The sequence below is a fragment of the Mesorhizobium sp. LNHC209A00 genome (assembly GCF_000502915.1).
In the GTDB taxonomy this organism is placed as follows: Bacteria; Pseudomonadota; Alphaproteobacteria; order Rhizobiales; family Rhizobiaceae; genus Mesorhizobium.
This window is the reverse complement of record NZ_AYWT01000002.1, coordinates 843,886-858,277: the sequence shown is the minus strand read 5'-3', so window position 1 is coordinate 858,277 and position 14,392 is coordinate 843,886. Positions and strand designations below refer to the sequence as shown.

Below are 14,392 nucleotides of genomic sequence, written 5' to 3'. Positions count from 1 at the left end.
GGATCGGTTTTTCCCCGCAAAGTAGCTGCGACAATGCGAGGCTCCCCCATGCGCAAGCTCATCTCAACCGGCTCGCCGTTCGAAAAGACCGCCGGCTATTCACGTGCCGTGGTGCAGGGCGACTGGTGCTTCGTGTCCGGGACGACCGGCTACGATTACGCCACCATGACGATGCCGGACAGTGTCGAGGCGCAGACGCGCAATTGCCTGGCGACGATCGGCAAGGCGTTGCAGGACGGCGGCTTCGAGATGTCCGACGTGGTGCGCGCGCACTACTACATCACCGACCAGGCCTTCGTGGATGTCGTCTTCCCGATTCTTGGCGAGACATTCGGCGACATCAGGCCCGCGGCGACGATGATCGTCTGCCAACTCAACAAGCCGGAAATGAAGATCGAGATCGAGGTGACGGCGCTGCGGCGTACGGTGTGAGGAGACTTCCGCCATGAAGGTCCGGCGTATCGTGGCCAATATCGAAACACCGGACGCCGCGGCGGCCAGCCGTTTCTACCATGATGTGCTTGGCCTCGACATCCTGATGGATCAGGGCTGGATCGTAACCTACGGTTCCGAGGACTCGATGCAGCTCCAGGTCAGCTTCATGGCGCAGGGCGGATCCGGTACGCCGGTGCCGGATCTGTCGATCGAGGTCGACGATGTCGATGCGGCATTCAAAGCCATGAAGGACGCCGGCTTCGCCGTCGAATACGGGCCCGCCGACGAACCGTGGGGCGTGCGGCGCTTCTATGTGCGCGATCCGCTGGGACGGCTGGTCAACATTCTCTCGCACCGGTGAGCGCATCTTCCGCGGGCCAGGTAACTTGGACATGCCGGCGGCACAGCCCCCCCCTCTGCCCCGCCGAGCAGAGGGAGGCGTGAAGGAATCGCGGCGATAGGTTCTTCGTCCTCCCCTTGCGCTGCAACCGCTTGGCGTTTAGCAAGGCCGCGTCGCACAGCGCCGCGCGCCTCTTTGGCGCGCAAAGGACGCTGTGCAAACCGAACGCATTCTTTCTGGGACAACTCACCATGGCAACGAAGCATCTTTTCCTGCTCCCCGGCGACGGCATCGGCCCCGAGGCGATGGCCGAGGTCAAGAAGCTGATCGCGGCCATGAACGCAAAGCTCGGCAGTGGCTTCGTCACCGACGAGGGCCTGGTCGGCGGCTGCGCCTACGATGCGCACGGTGCGGCGATTTCCGATGCGGACATGGAAAAGGCTATGACGGCGGACGCCGTGCTGTTCGGCGCCGTCGGCGGGCCGAAATGGGATGCCGTGCCTTACGAGGTGCGCCCCGAGGCCGGCCTGCTGCGCCTGCGCAAGGACATGGAGCTGTTCGCCAATCTCAGGCCCGCCATCTGCTATCCGGCGCTGGCCGCATCGTCCTCGCTGAAGCAGGAAGTCGTCGAAGGCCTCGACATCCTCATCGTGCGTGAGCTGACCGGCGGCGTCTATTTCGGCGAGCCCAAGCAGATCATCGATCTCGGCAACGGCCAGAAGCGCGGCATCGACACGCAGGTCTACGACACGTTCGAGATCGAGCGCATTTCAGGTGTCGCTTTCGAGCTCGCGCGGACGCGCAAGAACCATGTGACGTCTATGGAAAAGCGCAACGTCATGAAGTCGGGCGTGCTGTGGAACGAGGTCGTCACCCAGACCCACAAGGCACGCTATTCCGACGTCAAGCTCGACCATATGCTGGCCGACGCCGGCGGCATGCAGCTGGTGCGCTGGCCAAAACAATTCGACGTCATCGTCACCGACAATCTGTTCGGCGACATGCTGTCCGACATCGCCGCCATGCTGACCGGCTCGATCGGCATGCTGCCGTCGGCCTCGCTCGGCGCGCCTGATGCCAAGACCAAGAAGCGCAAGGCGCTGTACGAGCCGGTGCACGGCTCGGCACCCGACATTGCCGGCAAGGGCATCGCCAACCCGATCGCCATGATCGCCTCCTTCGCCATGTGCCTGCGCTATTCCTTCGGCATGGTCGATGAAGCCGACAAGCTCGAAGCCTCAATCGCCGCCGTGCTCGACCAGGGCCTGCGCACCAAGGATATTTTCTCCCCCGGCATGACCGAGGTTGGTACGGTCGAAATGGGCGACGCGATCATCGCCAAGTTCCTGGGATAATCAGCGGATCTCGCCGGCAAGCTGCTGCAGCAGACCGACGAGCTGCGTCTCGTCCACCGGCTCGAAAAACACTGAGTCGGCGGCCTCGACGGCGACGATCGCTTGCTGGGCGGCGGCCGCCCCGGCGGCTGTGACGCGGATCACCTTGGCCCGGGAGTCCCGGGGATCCGCTTCGCGTACGATCAAGCCCTTGGCCTCCAGCCGGGCGACGACGTCGGAGGTCATCTTCACCTCGGTGCCGGCCTGGGCGGCGAGTTGCACCTGGTTGGGCGGTTCGCCATTGCGGCCAAGCCACATCGCCGAGGCGAGCAGCACGAACTGGACATGCGTCAGGTCGAGCGGCGCCAGCGCCGCCGTCATGACGCGCTGCCAGCGCATGGTGGTTCGCCAGAGCAGCAAGCCGGGGCTCTCCGATGCCCCGCCCTTGAAGCGCGTGTGGGGTTCAGCCATGATTCGCCAACGCCTCCGCCTGCTCGAACAACTTGGCCATCGACACGTCGAAATCGCCACTGATCTGGGGCCCGAGTTCCGGGCCGACCTCTTCGGCCGAAGGGCCTGAGATATCGAGCCGGTGCGTCACCTGCGTGCCGCCTTCGACAGGCACCAGAGTGTGCCGGAACAGCAGCTTGGTATCGCCGAACGAAGTTTCATCGGCATAGGTCACGTTTTCGACGAGATCGACGATGGTCGATTCGAACGTGTCCTGACCGACCGGCGTCACCGAGACGCGGGTGCCCTTGGCGAATGGCCCATGCAGCACGAAGGTATCGGAGCCTTCATAAGTCAGGCGGCCTTCATGCAAGGCCTTGAGCGCGTTCCAGATGGCTTGCGCAGGAAGGGGGGAAGTCGCGGTGTATTCATTGGTCCACATCGTTTTGCTCCATTCAACGATTTAATCTGCGCATAGATTATCCGCGCGCGGATTAAATTGCAAGCGGAATCTTCATCTGCCACGAAGATCGGCTGAACCGTCGTTTTTTGGAGTGACTTTTCTCGGGACCTGGCTCCTAAACTCTGACTCCCGCCGGCACCGGTCCCCACTGGTTTTCACGCGCCTGGGTCGGGATCAGCGCGAAGACCAGGATGATCAGGCTGCCTATGCTGGGGACCAGGATCACCAGATAGAGCCAGCCCGACAAGCCGATATCGTGCAGCCGGCGCACGGTCATGCCGAGGCTGGGCAGGAGCGTCGCCAGGAGGAAAGTGCCGCAGAGGCCGACCGTCACCGCCGCCGAGACATCTGTGTCGAAATTGCCCATTTCGATATCGGTGAAGATGCCGATGCCGCCGACGATCAGCAGGCAGACCACCCAGAAAAGGCAATAGCCCCAATATTCCTTGCGGCGGGCGCGGCCGGCGAAGTTGAAGTAGTTCTGCGTCAGTCCACGCCAGAAATAGCCCCAGAGATCACTGGGTTCGGCGGTTGCGCTCTCGCTGGATCGGCCGAAATGCCGCGCCTGCCCGCGCGCCGTGGATGCGGTGCCGGCTTGGGCCGGTGCCGCACTTATGCCGGCGCCAACCGTCGAGTTCACGGCCGGGCTCGGGTTGGGTTGGCCAGCGATCGAAAAGACGTCGCGCGCCTGGCCGCCGCCCGGCTGGAACTCGACCGTCGTCCCGTTAGGCATGGCGGTTTGCCGGCGCAGGTTCTCGCGGGTGAAAGTGTAGCTGTTGCCGTCGGCTCCGGTGATGAAGCCGAAGCCCTGGTCTTCGTCATAGTGAAGCACTTCGCCGCGCATCCGCCCGCCCCTTATAGCCCGTTCCCGGCCAAGATGTGGCACAGGCCCAAGCCCATGGGCAAGCCGCCCATAGCTACCGTCTTCGCGGCGAATGAAGCATAAGACACCGAGTGCAACCGTTTTGGCCAAAGCAGACCATGACAGTGGAATATTCCAATGCCAGCGTGTTGACCGAGGATGGCGAGGTGACGGTGCCGCCCGGGCGGGTCACCTTGGCCATCTGCCACCGGGCTGATGCTCTGGCCGCCCGGCAAGGGCCTGGCTGGCATTCCACGGGTAGGGAGCTTTCTCGTGAACGCGGCTCTGGCGGATCCGGTTGGACGCGAAACCCGAGGCGCCGGGCCAGAGCACCGGGGCGGAGCCAGGCCTCGTGCTGATCAGCCATCACATCCTGACCCAACAACACCGATCCGCGGTATCGGCTACCACCAGCAAGCTTGCCTTTCTTTGCCACGATCTCATCCCGACACTGCGTCCGGACCTGGTCGGTGCGGGCATCGGCGAGACCCGATACGGCTCTTATCTCGAACACTTCGTGCGCATCGGCGCGCCGGCGTTCTGCGCTTCCGCCGAGGTTGGCGCGACGTTGAGCGATGACATGCGCAAGGCCGGCGTCGCCGCGCCCGTGGTGTACCGGTTTCCGATGCCCTCCATCCTCCACGAGACCGCTTCGCGCATGGGCGCGACCTCCCGCATAGAGACCGGCGAACCGTTTGTAATCTATTGTTCCACCATCCAAGTACGCAAGAACCACATCCTCTTGGCGCGCACTGGCGGCAGGCGCTGGACGAAGGCGTCAAGCTGTCGAAGCTTGTCTGGCTGGGCGCTGGGGCTGGATCCGGAGCTATCCGAATCGGTCACGTTCACCGGCCTGGTCAGCGATGAGGAGCTAATCCAGTATTATCGAAGCGCCTCTTTCGGCGTCTTTCCCTCGCATATTGAGGGCTGGGGCTACGGCGCCTCGGAATGTCTCGATTTCGGCATTCCGGTGATCGTCTCGACCGCGCCGTCGCTGATCGAGGAGCGGCGGCATGATGCCGGCGATCGACCCCAATGACCAGGCCGGCTGGTACGCTGCGATCCGCAAAATGGCGGAAGACCACGCCTGGCGATCCTCGCTGGCGGATCGCATCGCCCAGAACCACCGCCCGACGCCGGCATGGGCAAGCTGGGCCGCGATCAAGGCCGGCCTGAAGGAGAGCGCGGCCGGCCGTCTCTAGATTTTACGAAGGCCGCTTCTTCGTCTTCTTGTTTTTTGGCGGACCGGCGTTGTCGAATTTCGGCTTGCCCGGCTTCTTCGCCCACGGCTTTGCCTCATGCGTGGTGGCCGGACGCTGGTCGGCTGAAGCCGGTGCACGCTTCTCGAATTTGCGCTTCGGCGCGTTCGGGTCGAACGGCGCCTTGCCGCGATGCGGTTTCTTGTCCGGGCTCGGCGGCTGATAGCCGGCCCGCGACAGGTCCGGCGTGCCGTCCAGCCGCTTGACCACGATGTTCCCCTGCAATTTGCGGTCAGGCCCGATCGCGGCGAGAAAGCGCTCCGCCCAGAGATCGGAAGAGCACACGTCTNCCAGCCGCTTGACCACGATGTTCCCCTGCAATTTGCGGTCAGGCCCGATCGCGGCGAGAAAGCGCTCCGCCCAGTCGGCGGCGATCTGCACGAACGTCTCTTCCGGCTGCATCTTAATGGCGCCGATCTCGCGCTTGCTGATGCTGCCGGCGCGGCACAGCATCGGGATCAGCCAGCGCGGCTCGGCATTCTGGCGGCGACCAACCGACAACGAGAACCAGACGCTGGCGCCGAAATCGTCGCGGCGGCTGGGCGCCTCGTCGCGATGGGCGAATTTTTCGCCCGCCGCTCTTTCACGCGATGGTGTGAAAGGCGCGACGTCCATGAGATCCTCGGGCGCCGAGCGGCTGGCGCGGCACTGGCGCACGAAAGCGGCCGCCACCTGTTCGGCGCCATGACGGCTAAGAAGCGCATCGATGAACTCGCGCTCGTCATCCTTCAGCGGTTCGTCGAAAGCCGGGTCGGCAAGAATGCGCTCGTCGTCGCGCCGTATCACGTCGTCGGCCGAGGGCGGGCTCGCCCATGTCGCAGTCAGCTTGGCGCTTTGCAGCAGTCGCTCGGTACGCCTGCGGGCGCTGTTGGGCACGATCAGCGCGCTGACGCCCTTGCGCCCGGCACGTCCCGTGCGGCCGCTGCGGTGCAGCAGCGTTTCGGGATTGGTCGGCAGGTCGGCGTGGATCACCAGCTCGAGATTGGGCAAGTCGATGCCCCGCGCCGCGACGTCGGTGGCGATGCAGACTTTCGCACGGCCGTCGCGCATCGCCTGCAGCGCATGGCTGCGTTCGTTCTGGCTGAGTTCGCCCGAAAGCGCGACGACGGAAAAATTGCGGTTGTTGAAGCGTGCCGTCAGATGATTGACGGCGGCGCGCGTGTTGCAGAACACCAGCGCGTTCTTGGCCTCATAGAAGCGAAGCACGTTGATGATGGCGTTCTCGCGGTCGGCGTGGGCGACATTCAGCGCCCGATATTCGATGTCGAGATGCTGCTTTTCCTCGCCGGCGGCCGAGATGCGTACGGCATCGCGCTGATAGCCCTGGGCGAGCGTGGCGATGGAGCGCGGCACGGTGGCCGAGAACATCAGCGTCCGGCGCTCGGCCGGTGCGGCATCGAGGATGAATTCGAGGTCCTCGCGAAAGCCGAGATCGAGCATCTCGTCGGCCTCGTCGAGAACCACGGCCTTGAGCGTCGACATGTCGAGCGAATGGCGCGTGATGTGGTCGCGTAGCCGGCCTGGCGTGCCGACGACGATGTGGGCGCCGCGCTCCAGCGCGCGCCGCTCGGTGCGCATGTCCATGCCGCCGACGCAGGACGCCACCGTGGCGCCGGTCGGCTCATAGAGCCATTCGAGTTCGCGCGTCACCTGCAGCGCCAGTTCGCGTGTCGGCGCCACCGCCAATGCCAGCGGCGCCGCTGCCGGGCCGAAACGTTCCGCGCCGTCGAGCAGCGTCGGCGCCATGGCAAGGCCGAAGGCGACGGTCTTCCCCGAGCCGGTCTGCGCAGACACCAGCGCATCGGCCTGGCCGAGCTCCAGCACCGCCTTCTGCACCGGTGTCAGGTCGGAATAACCGCGTTTTTCCAGCGCTTGTGCCAGCGCGGGAACAATACCATCGAAGTTGGACATCTCGTTCTTTCGGAATTCAGGGGTTCTGCGCTCATCATGGAGCACATGCCGGGGGGGCTGGCGGCGCCAGCCAGACAATCTTTGCCGTTCGTACTTCCTGCCGCCCTTCTTGTACAGGGTGCCATGAAGGCTATGCGTGGTGTCGCCAATTGACTCCTGCCGCAAACCGCGTAAAAGCCCGCTTCGAACGGGATCGTTTTTCGATGCGCGGCCTTTTGATGGCTCTTCTTGCATTCGATGCCCCCAGCCTCAATGCGAACCATTGGGCCGGGCGCGTCGCCGCGTCGCCTGGTTCTGGCAAAACCCCATTCTTGGCCAAGAAAACCACCAAAACCACCACCAAAACGGTGTGATTCCCTTGGCCTAACCACCCTCTCCCGGGTCCGGCCTGGGGGACGGAACCCGCACTTGGCCGGCGGGTTTTCTCCAAAAACCAAGCGGAGAGGGACAGGAGATCTCAGATGAGTTTCAAGGTTGCGATAGTCGGCGCCACGGGCAATGTGGGCCGGGAGATGCTCAACATTTTGGAAGAGCGCGGCTTTCCAGTGAGCGAAGTCGTGGCGCTCGCCTCGCGGCGCAGCATGGGCACGGAAGTATCGTTCGGCGACCGCACGCTGAAGGTCAGGCCGCTCGATCAGTATGATTTTTCCGACACGGACATCTGCATCATGTCGGCCGGCGGCAATGTCTCCAAGGAATGGTCGCCGAAGATCGGCAAACAGGGCTGCGTCGTCATCGATAATTCGTCGGCCTTCCGCTACGACCAGGACGTGCCGCTGATCGTGCCCGAGGTTAACCCGGACGCGATCTCGCTGTTCACACGCAAGAACATCATCGCCAACCCGAATTGCTCGACGGCGCAGCTCGTCGTGGCGCTGAAGCCGCTGCATGATTTCGCCACCATCAAGCGCGTCGTCGTCGCCACCTACCAATCGGTGTCGGGCGCCGGCAAGGAAGGCATGGACGAGCTGTTCACACAGACCCGTGCGGTGTTCGTCGCCGACAGCGTCGACGTCAAGAAGTTCACCAAGCGCATCGCCTTCAACGTCATCCCGCATATCGACGTCTTCCTCGATGACGGTTTTACCAAGGAAGAATGGAAGATGGTCGCCGAGACCAAGAAGATGCTCGATCCCAAGATCAAGCTGACGGCGACCTGCGTGCGCGTGCCGGTGTTCATCGGCCATTCGGAAGCGGTCAACATCGAGTTCGAGAAGCCGATCACCGCCGATGAGGCGCGCGACATCCTGCGCGATGCCCCCGGCTGCCAGGTCTTGGATAAGCGCGAGGATGGCGGCTACATCACGCCGCTGGAATCGGCCGGCGAGGACGCCACCTTCATCTCGCGTATCCGCGAGGATTCGACCATCGACAACGGGCTGTCGATGTGGATCGTCTCCGACAATCTGCGCAAGGGCGCGGCGCTGAACGCCGTGCAGATCGCCGAGCTCCTGGTCGAGCGCGGCCTTATCCAGCCGAAGAAGAAGGCGGCCTGACGTAGGTTTGTTTTCGCTCACGGGCCGTATCGCCGCTGCCGCGGCGGGCCCTCCGCGAGGGCGCCGGACGACCGGCGGCCCGCGGTCGCCGGGCTCGGCCTTCGGCCGTTAGCTCTCTTCTCCCCGTCACTATACGGGGAGAAGGTGCCGGCAGGCGGATGAGGGGCAGCGCCGACTATGAGCGATCGCACCAAAATCACTCTGCGCCCGGCCATCGATTCGGATGCCGCCGCAATCGCGACCATGATGCGTGCGTCGCTCAACGCTTTCGACTGGATGCCAGTGCTGCATACGCCGGAGGAAGACCTTTTCTTCATCCGCGACGTCATGCTGCCACGGCAGCAGGTGACAGTCGCCGAGGCTGGCGAAGAGATTATCGGCTTCATCGCCGTGAACGGCGATTGGGTGGAACAGCTCTATCTCGATCCGACCTGGACAGGACAAGGCGTCGGCAGCCGGCTGCTGACGGACGCCACTGCCGCCCTGCCGGTCGTGAACCTCCATTGCTTCCAATCCAACACCGGCGCCCGGCGTTTTTACGAGCGCCATGGGTTCCGTGCGGAAGCATCCGGCGACGGCACGGCTAACGAGGAAGGCCTGCCTGATATTTTGTATGTCCGCCGGCGTTGATTTCAGCCACCGCTGTCCGTAGCCAGCTGGCGCAGCAACCCCATCGCCTCCTCCGCCCGCCCAGCCGGCACAAACAGATGGTCGTGGTAAAAACCCGAGACCGGATTGACGCCCATGCCGGCGGCGGCCAGTCGCGCGGTGATGGCGGCGAGAAAGCCGACGGCTTCCAGCGATGAGTGGATGTCCAGCGTGATCATCCGGCAGCGGAATGAAACGGTGAGTCCGGCTTTCCTTGCCGCCGCCTCGGTCACGATCAATGTCGTGCCCTCGCGCTCGCCAAACACCATGACCGGCTCCAGGCCTTCCGGCTGGGGAGCCCCAGGCGGCAGCGTGGCGAAGACATGAATGCCGTCGAGCAAGTCCGGCGTCATCGATGCCAGCAATGTCTTCAGGTCGGTGTCGCCGGTCATTCTTCGTCTCTCTTGTCGCAACGGATCGCCCGCTCCTCAATAGCCGCCATGGGCGAATGCCGATAGCCGGGCCCGCGTCGCGGGGCGCACCGGCGCCAAAATGAATCCGGCCCGTGTAGGATTGCCGGCCCATGCCGCGTCCTTGGCTTGACCCCTGCAAAGGGCTCAAACCAACCGGAGGGAACACCAATGAGCATTTCCGAAACCGCGCCCGTTTCGTCCGGCGCCCTGTGGACCGGCCGCGTGTTGAGCGGCGTCATCATCCTGTTCATGATATTCGACGGCGCCATCAAGCTGCCGCCGCTCGATATCGTCATCCAGGCGATGGTGCCGCTGGGCTGGCCGGCAGATCCGAATGTCGCGCGCATGCTCGGCGTCATCGGCCTGGTCTCGACCGCGCTCTACGCGCTGCCGCGCACCTCCGTGCTCGGCGCCATCCTGCTCACCGCCTATATGGGCGGCGCCATCGCCACCAATGCGCGCATCGGCAATCCGCTGTTCTCGCACACGCTGTTCGGCGTCTATCTCGGCATCATCCTGTGGGGCGGCCTCTATCTGCGCGACCCCAGGGTGCGCGCGCTGATCCCGTTCAGCCGATAGCCAAGAACAACGTCGCTTCATCTTCACGCCATCGGGTGGCAATACCACCGATGCGGTCTGTCTGAGCGAGCGGCGTCGCGATCTTCGTTTTCCTCGGGATCAAATTAGCCGTCTGAGAGTTAAGCACTTGGCGGCGAGACGGCGATCCGCGTGAGAGGAACGACAAATGAAGAAAATCCTGGCCATTCTGGTGCTGACGACGGCACTGGGTGCATGTTCGCAAACGGAAAAAGGGGCTGCCGTGGGCGGCCTAGGTGGTGCTGCGGTTGGCGCGGCCGTGGCTGGAGATCCGGTGCAGGGCGCTGTTGTCGGCGGTGCGGTCGGCGCCGTGGCTGGCGCGCTGATCGGCCATGCCAGCGAAAGCGGCCAATGCCGGTACCGCGATCGCCATGGTCGGGTCTATGTCGATCGCTGCCCAAGCGGTTATTGATCGGCCGCATTTCAGACATGAACAGCAAAACGGCGGGCTTGACCCGCCGTTTTCGATCGATGAATTGGCTGCGCTCGCTTGAGACAGCCGCGGGCAGCGCTACAGCAGCTCCCGGATGTATCGCCAGGCGACCCGCCCCAGATCCGCATCAGCGCGGTCATTGCCGCCATGCGCATGCGAGCTTGAGCGCGGTGTGGTTTCGCCAGGCAGGAGAATGCGATGGCTGGCGCCTGGGCCCGAAACCAGGCGCGTGGCCTTTCCGGCATCTTGCCGACGTCGGACAATCGAGCGGGCAAATCCCAGGGATGGCCACAGCGCATCGTCGCCGCCCGCGACCAGCATGACCGTCGCCGAAATGTCCTCGACCGGAATGGCGGCCTTGCCGGCCTCCTCCTTGAAAGCGGTCAGGCAGTGTTCGAAAAGCCCGCGGTAGGACACAAGGCCGTCGACGCAGCTTGCTTTCCAATTTGGGTCGGTTGGAACAAACGGGAACGGCAGTCCCTTGAGCGTCCACGACGACCGCTCGGGCCAGCTGACGCCGTCGGCGCCCGGCCCGATATTTCCCCAGACCGCCGATGTCGGGCTGATCGCGACAACGGCGTCGATGCGCGGGTCATGCGCCGCAACGAGCAAGGCCGCCTCGGCGCCTTTGGACGTGCCGACATAGACGATACGCCGGCATCCCAAACCGACAAGACGGTCGGTCGCGGCGAAAAAAATCCCCAAGGGGATTTCGCAAATGCCTGGGATCTGGCCTTGGCCGCCAAACCACCGGAGGGCAAGGGCAGAGACGCCCACATCGGCAAACAGCCTGGCGCGCCCGACGTCGACGCGGCCGCTCGATCCGCTCAGCACCACGACGCCTGCCGTGGCCTCGGGGCATCGCAACAGGGTTCCGGCGACGACGCCGGACAGGCTCTCCTCCGCGACTGCCCGTTGGTCCATCCGATCCTCAGCCGGAAATCAGAAGCTTTCCAATGAAACAACAAAGGGCAGGTGAGCGGCAAATGCAAACAGCAAAACCGGCGGGCACAGGCCCGCCGTTCTGTTCCCGCAAGGAATAGGAAGCGATTACTCGGCGGTAGCGGCTTCCGCTTCGGCCGGTGCGGCAGCGGCCGAGGCGACGGCGGCAGCGGCGTCTTCCTGGGCCTTCTTCAGCAGGGCGGCGCGTTCCTGCGCCTTCTTGCCGGGCTCGGCCTTCTTCGGGTTGGAGCGGGCCTCGCGCTTGGCAAGGCCGGCCTCATCGAGGAAGCGCAGCACGCGGTCGGTCGGCTGGGCGCCGTGCGACAGCCAATGCTTGACGCGGTCGGCATCGACCTTGATGCGCTCGCCGTCCTTCGGCAGCAGCGGGTTCCACGAGCCGAGCGACTCGATGAACCGGCCGTCGCGAGGCGAACGGGCATCGGCGACGACGACGTGGTAGTAAGGACGCTTCTTCGAGCCCGCACGGGCCAGTCTGATCTTCAGTGCCATTTCTTTTCTCCTAAAAGCTTTGATTTCGTTTGATAAGTCAGGGTTTCTTCAACCCGTTTTCGTCACGCCGTTGGCAGCGGCGATCTGTTCGTGGTGCCGGATCACTTCGCGGACGACGAAGTTGAGGAATTTCTCCGCGAAATCCGGGTCGAGATGCGCGTCATGCGCCAGCTGGCGCAGGCGGGCGATCTGCTGCAGCTCGCGCGCCGGGTCGGCCGGCGGCAGGCCATGCTCGGCCTTGAGCACGCCAACCGCCTTGGTGCAGCGGAAGCGCTCGGCCAGCATGTGGATGAGGGCCGCGTCGATGTTGTCGATCGAGGCGCGGTAGCCGGCCAGGATGGTGCGGGCGTCGGCCATGTCCTTTTCTTCGTTCATAGCGTCCTCACTTCTTCTTGCCGAGACCGGGCAGGCCGCCACCGCCGCCAAGGCCGGGAAGCTTCATGCCGCCGGGCAAGCCGCCGCCGGGTAGGCCGGGCAAGCCCTTCATGCCGCCGAGGCCGGCGGCCTGCGCCTGCTTCTGCAAGGCTTCGAGCTGCTTGGGGTCCATCTTCGATAGATCGGGCATGCCGCCGCCCATCATGCCGCCCATGCCACCACCGGGCATCATGCCGCCGAGGCCCATCTTGGAGGCAAGGCCTCCCATCATGCCGCGCATCAGGCCGCCGCCTTTGCCCTTGCCGCCCATCGCCTTCATCATGTCGGCCATGCCGCGATGCATCTTCAAGAGCTTGTTGATTTCGGCGGCATCGGTGCCGGAGCCGGCGGCGATGCGCTTCTTGCGCGAGTGCTTGAGGATATCCGGATTGGCGCGCTCGGCCTTGGTCATCGAGGAGATAATGGCGAGCTGGCGGCCGAACATCTTGTCGTCCAGGCCGGCGGCGGCCATCTGGTCCTTCATCTTGCCCATGCCGGGCATCATGCCCATGATGCCGCCCATGCCGCCCATCTTCGACATCTGCTGAAGCTGCTGGGCGAGATCGTTCAGGTCGAACTTGCCCGACTGCATCTTCTTGGCCATCGCCGCCGCCTGCTCGGCGTCGATGTTTTCGGCGGCTTTTTCGACCAGGCTGACGATGTCGCCCATGCCCAGGATGCGGTCGGCGATGCGCTTGGGGTGGAATTCCTCCAGCCCGTCCATCTTTTCGCCGGTGCCGATCAGCTTGATCGGCTTGCCGGTGACGGCGCGCATCGACAGCGCGGCACCGCCACGGCCGTCGCCGTCCATGCGGGTCAGCACAAGGCCGGTGATGCCGACTCGCTCGTCGAAGCTTTTCGCCAGGTTGACGGCGTCCTGACCGGTCAGCGAATCGGCGACCAGCAGGATTTCGTGCGGGCCCGACACCTTCTTGATGTCGGCCATCTCGACCATCAGCGGCTCGTCGATGTGGGTGCGGCCGGCGGTATCGAGGATGACGACGTCATGTCCGCCGAGCTTGGCCGCCTGCACGGCGCGCTTGGCGATATCGACCGGGTTCTGGCCTGCGATAACAGGCAGCGTCGCCACCTTGACCTGCTCGCCGAGCTGGCGCAGCTGCTCCTGCGCTGCCGGACGCCGCGTGTCGAGCGAGGCCATCAGGACCTTTTTGTTCTGACGCTCGGTCAGCCGCTTGGCGATCTTGGCCGAAGTGGTGGTCTTGCCGGAGCCCTGCAGGCCGACCATCATGATGACGACCGGGGCAGGCGCGTTGAGGTCGATGGCGACACCCTCGGCGCCGAGCATGTCGACCAGCTCGTCATGGACGATCTTGACGACCATCTGCCCCGGCTTGATCGACTTCAGCACCGCGGCGCCGACGGCCTTCTCGCGCACCTTGTCGGTGAAGGACCGCACCACTTCCAACGCCACGTCGGCCTCGAGCAGCGCACGGCGCACCTCGCGCAGCGCTGCCGAGACATCCGCCTCCGACAACGCGCCGCGACCGGTCAGGCCGTTCAGGATGGAGCCAAGACGCTCCTGCAGCGATTCAAACATTCGTTTTCCTTTTCCCAGGCACCCGGATGGTGCCCGAGAGGTAATGCGTTCGCGCCCAGTCTCCTAGCAAAAGCCAGTCTCCTAGCAAAAGCCAGTCTCCTAGCAAAAGCCACTCCAAGCAAAAGCCCAAAACCAAAAAGCACCCGGGGGCGCACAGCGCTGCCGGGTGTTGGCCTCCAGGATCTGTTTACAGCACTCGGCCTCAAAGAGGTTTCGGCGTCCTGGTCGGCTTGCTCGGAGGAATACTCGTCGCGGAATTCGTGGGCTGTAGACAGGAAATCGGCGAGAGAGTCAAGGCAAAGCCGGTGTCGCGCTGTTTCCAGGGCC

General features: G+C 64.2%; 19 protein-coding genes. 10 read left to right on the top strand and 9 right to left on the bottom strand.

Annotated features, from left to right (window positions below):
- Positions 1-48: 48 nt before the first annotated feature.
- The 3 genes from X739_RS158420 (at position 49) to leuB (ending at position 2,130) form a co-directional block, all read left to right on the top strand.
- Entirely contained in the window at positions 49-432 is a 384-nt protein-coding gene (locus tag X739_RS158420) for a RidA family protein (RefSeq protein WP_023774488.1), read from the top strand.
- Positions 433-445: 13 nt separating this feature from the next.
- Positions 446-796, top strand: coding sequence for a VOC family protein (locus X739_RS158425; RefSeq protein ID WP_023774487.1), 351 nt, complete (start codon positions 446-448; stop codon positions 794-796).
- A 230-nt stretch (positions 797-1,026) separates the two neighbouring features.
- Complete coding sequence (gene leuB, locus X739_RS158430) at positions 1,027-2,130, top strand: 3-isopropylmalate dehydrogenase (protein WP_023793595.1); 1,104 nt, start codon at positions 1,027-1,029, stop codon at positions 2,128-2,130.
- Here the strand turns inward: leuB and X739_RS158435 are convergent, their stop codons facing one another.
- From X739_RS158435 to X739_RS158445, 3 genes are all read right to left on the bottom strand, one after another.
- A complete protein-coding gene (locus tag X739_RS158435) occupies positions 2,131-2,580 on the bottom strand; it encodes a MarR family winged helix-turn-helix transcriptional regulator (RefSeq protein ID WP_023774485.1) in 450 nt (149 codons plus the stop codon).
- Positions 2,573-3,001: a polyketide cyclase gene (locus tag X739_RS158440; RefSeq protein WP_023774484.1), complete on the bottom strand. Its 429-nt coding sequence runs from the start codon at positions 2,999-3,001 to the stop codon at positions 2,573-2,575. The genes X739_RS158435 and X739_RS158440 overlap by 8 nt, the downstream gene beginning before the upstream one ends.
- Before the next feature lie 136 nt (positions 3,002-3,137).
- Complete coding sequence (locus tag X739_RS158445; RefSeq protein ID WP_023774483.1) at positions 3,138-3,866, bottom strand: DUF805 domain-containing protein; 729 nt, start codon at positions 3,864-3,866, stop codon at positions 3,138-3,140.
- Positions 3,867-4,182: 316 nt separating this feature from the next.
- Between X739_RS158445 and X739_RS158455 the strand changes: the two genes are divergently transcribed.
- On the top strand, positions 4,183-4,923 hold the full coding sequence (locus tag X739_RS158455; protein WP_023793589.1) for a glycosyltransferase: 741 nt from the start codon (positions 4,183-4,185) through the stop codon (positions 4,921-4,923).
- On the top strand, positions 4,898-5,086 hold the full coding sequence (locus X739_RS158460) for a hypothetical protein (protein ID WP_023793587.1): 189 nt from the start codon (positions 4,898-4,900) through the stop codon (positions 5,084-5,086). The genes X739_RS158455 and X739_RS158460 overlap by 26 nt, the downstream gene beginning before the upstream one ends.
- A 3-nt stretch (positions 5,087-5,089) precedes the next feature.
- Here the strand turns inward: X739_RS158460 and X739_RS158465 are convergent, their stop codons facing one another.
- Positions 5,090-7,054, bottom strand: coding sequence for a DEAD/DEAH box helicase (locus X739_RS158465; RefSeq protein ID WP_023793585.1), 1,965 nt, complete (start codon positions 7,052-7,054; stop codon positions 5,090-5,092).
- Positions 7,055-7,203: 149 nt separating this feature from the next.
- On the opposite strand from X739_RS158465, the gene X739_RS1000000169160 reads away from it, so the two are divergent.
- From X739_RS1000000169160 to X739_RS158475, 3 genes are all read left to right on the top strand, one after another.
- Complete coding sequence (locus tag X739_RS1000000169160) at positions 7,204-7,407, top strand: hypothetical protein (RefSeq protein WP_156939825.1); 204 nt, start codon at positions 7,204-7,206, stop codon at positions 7,405-7,407.
- 108 nt (positions 7,408-7,515) lie between these two features.
- Positions 7,516-8,550 (top strand): aspartate-semialdehyde dehydrogenase, encoded by a 1,035-nt coding sequence (locus X739_RS158470; protein ID WP_023774477.1) that lies wholly within the window; start codon positions 7,516-7,518, stop codon positions 8,548-8,550.
- Between the two features lie 177 nt (positions 8,551-8,727).
- Positions 8,728-9,180 carry a GNAT family N-acetyltransferase gene (locus X739_RS158475; protein WP_023774476.1) on the top strand — a complete coding sequence of 151 codons (453 nt, stop codon included), beginning with the start codon at positions 8,728-8,730 and terminating at the stop codon, positions 9,178-9,180.
- Between the two features lie 2 nt (positions 9,181-9,182).
- Here the strand turns inward: X739_RS158475 and X739_RS158480 are convergent, their stop codons facing one another.
- Complete coding sequence (locus X739_RS158480; RefSeq protein ID WP_023782110.1) at positions 9,183-9,590, bottom strand: ACT domain-containing protein; 408 nt, start codon at positions 9,588-9,590, stop codon at positions 9,183-9,185.
- A gap of 189 nt (positions 9,591-9,779) precedes the next feature.
- Here X739_RS158480 and X739_RS158485 point away from each other — a divergent pair, with 189 nt between their 5' ends.
- Positions 9,780-10,190 (top strand): DoxX family protein, encoded by a 411-nt coding sequence (locus X739_RS158485; RefSeq protein ID WP_023782109.1) that lies wholly within the window; start codon positions 9,780-9,782, stop codon positions 10,188-10,190.
- Between the two features lie 166 nt (positions 10,191-10,356).
- Positions 10,357-10,620, top strand: coding sequence for a YMGG-like glycine zipper-containing protein (locus X739_RS158490; protein WP_023774473.1), 264 nt, complete (start codon positions 10,357-10,359; stop codon positions 10,618-10,620).
- A 99-nt stretch (positions 10,621-10,719) separates the two neighbouring features.
- On the opposite strand, the gene X739_RS158495 is transcribed toward X739_RS158490, so the two are convergent.
- The 4 genes from X739_RS158495 to ffh form a co-directional block, all read right to left on the bottom strand.
- Positions 10,720-11,565, bottom strand: a complete 846-nt coding sequence (locus X739_RS158495; protein WP_023782108.1) for an acyl-CoA thioester hydrolase/BAAT C-terminal domain-containing protein — start codon at positions 11,563-11,565, stop codon at positions 10,720-10,722.
- A gap of 126 nt (positions 11,566-11,691) precedes the next feature.
- Positions 11,692-12,093, bottom strand: a complete 402-nt coding sequence (gene rpsP / locus X739_RS158500; RefSeq protein ID WP_023774471.1) for a 30S ribosomal protein S16 — start codon at positions 12,091-12,093, stop codon at positions 11,692-11,694.
- 48 nt (positions 12,094-12,141) lie between these two features.
- Entirely contained in the window at positions 12,142-12,468 is a 327-nt protein-coding gene (locus X739_RS158505; protein ID WP_023782107.1) for a chorismate mutase, read from the bottom strand.
- 7 nt (positions 12,469-12,475) lie between these two features.
- On the bottom strand, positions 12,476-14,065 hold the full coding sequence (gene ffh / locus X739_RS158510; RefSeq protein ID WP_023782106.1) for a signal recognition particle protein: 1,590 nt from the start codon (positions 14,063-14,065) through the stop codon (positions 12,476-12,478).
- Between the last annotated feature and the right edge of the window lie 327 nt (positions 14,066-14,392).

Bases quoted from the DNA above. Each gene is read 5' to 3' on its own strand.
- X739_RS158420 (WP_023774488.1), top strand. From the start codon at position 49: ATGCGCAAGCTCATCTCAACCGGCTCGCCGTTCGAAAAGACCGCCGGC.
- X739_RS158425 (WP_023774487.1), top strand. From the start codon at position 446: ATGAAGGTCCGGCGTATCGTGGCCAATATCGAAACACCGGACGCCGCG.
- leuB (WP_023793595.1), top strand. From the start codon at position 1,027: ATGGCAACGAAGCATCTTTTCCTGCTCCCCGGCGACGGCATCGGCCCC.
- X739_RS158435 (WP_023774485.1), bottom strand. From the start codon at position 2,580: ATGGCTGAACCCCACACGCGCTTCAAGGGCGGGGCATCGGAGAGCCCC.
- X739_RS158440 (WP_023774484.1), bottom strand. From the start codon at position 3,001: ATGTGGACCAATGAATACACCGCGACTTCCCCCCTTCCTGCGCAAGCC.
- X739_RS158445 (WP_023774483.1), bottom strand. From the start codon at position 3,866: ATGCGCGGCGAAGTGCTTCACTATGACGAAGACCAGGGCTTCGGCTTC.
- X739_RS158460 (WP_023793587.1), top strand. From the start codon at position 4,898: ATGATGCCGGCGATCGACCCCAATGACCAGGCCGGCTGGTACGCTGCG.
- X739_RS158470 (WP_023774477.1), top strand. From the start codon at position 7,516: ATGAGTTTCAAGGTTGCGATAGTCGGCGCCACGGGCAATGTGGGCCGG.
- X739_RS158475 (WP_023774476.1), top strand. From the start codon at position 8,728: ATGAGCGATCGCACCAAAATCACTCTGCGCCCGGCCATCGATTCGGAT.
- X739_RS158480 (WP_023782110.1), bottom strand. From the start codon at position 9,590: ATGACCGGCGACACCGACCTGAAGACATTGCTGGCATCGATGACGCCG.
- X739_RS158485 (WP_023782109.1), top strand. From the start codon at position 9,780: ATGAGCATTTCCGAAACCGCGCCCGTTTCGTCCGGCGCCCTGTGGACC.
- X739_RS158490 (WP_023774473.1), top strand. From the start codon at position 10,357: ATGAAGAAAATCCTGGCCATTCTGGTGCTGACGACGGCACTGGGTGCA.
- X739_RS158495 (WP_023782108.1), bottom strand. From the start codon at position 11,565: ATGGACCAACGGGCAGTCGCGGAGGAGAGCCTGTCCGGCGTCGTCGCC.
- rpsP (WP_023774471.1), bottom strand. From the start codon at position 12,093: ATGGCACTGAAGATCAGACTGGCCCGTGCGGGCTCGAAGAAGCGTCCT.
- X739_RS158505 (WP_023782107.1), bottom strand. From the start codon at position 12,468: ATGAACGAAGAAAAGGACATGGCCGACGCCCGCACCATCCTGGCCGGC.
- ffh (WP_023782106.1), bottom strand. From the start codon at position 14,065: ATGTTTGAATCGCTGCAGGAGCGTCTTGGCTCCATCCTGAACGGCCTG.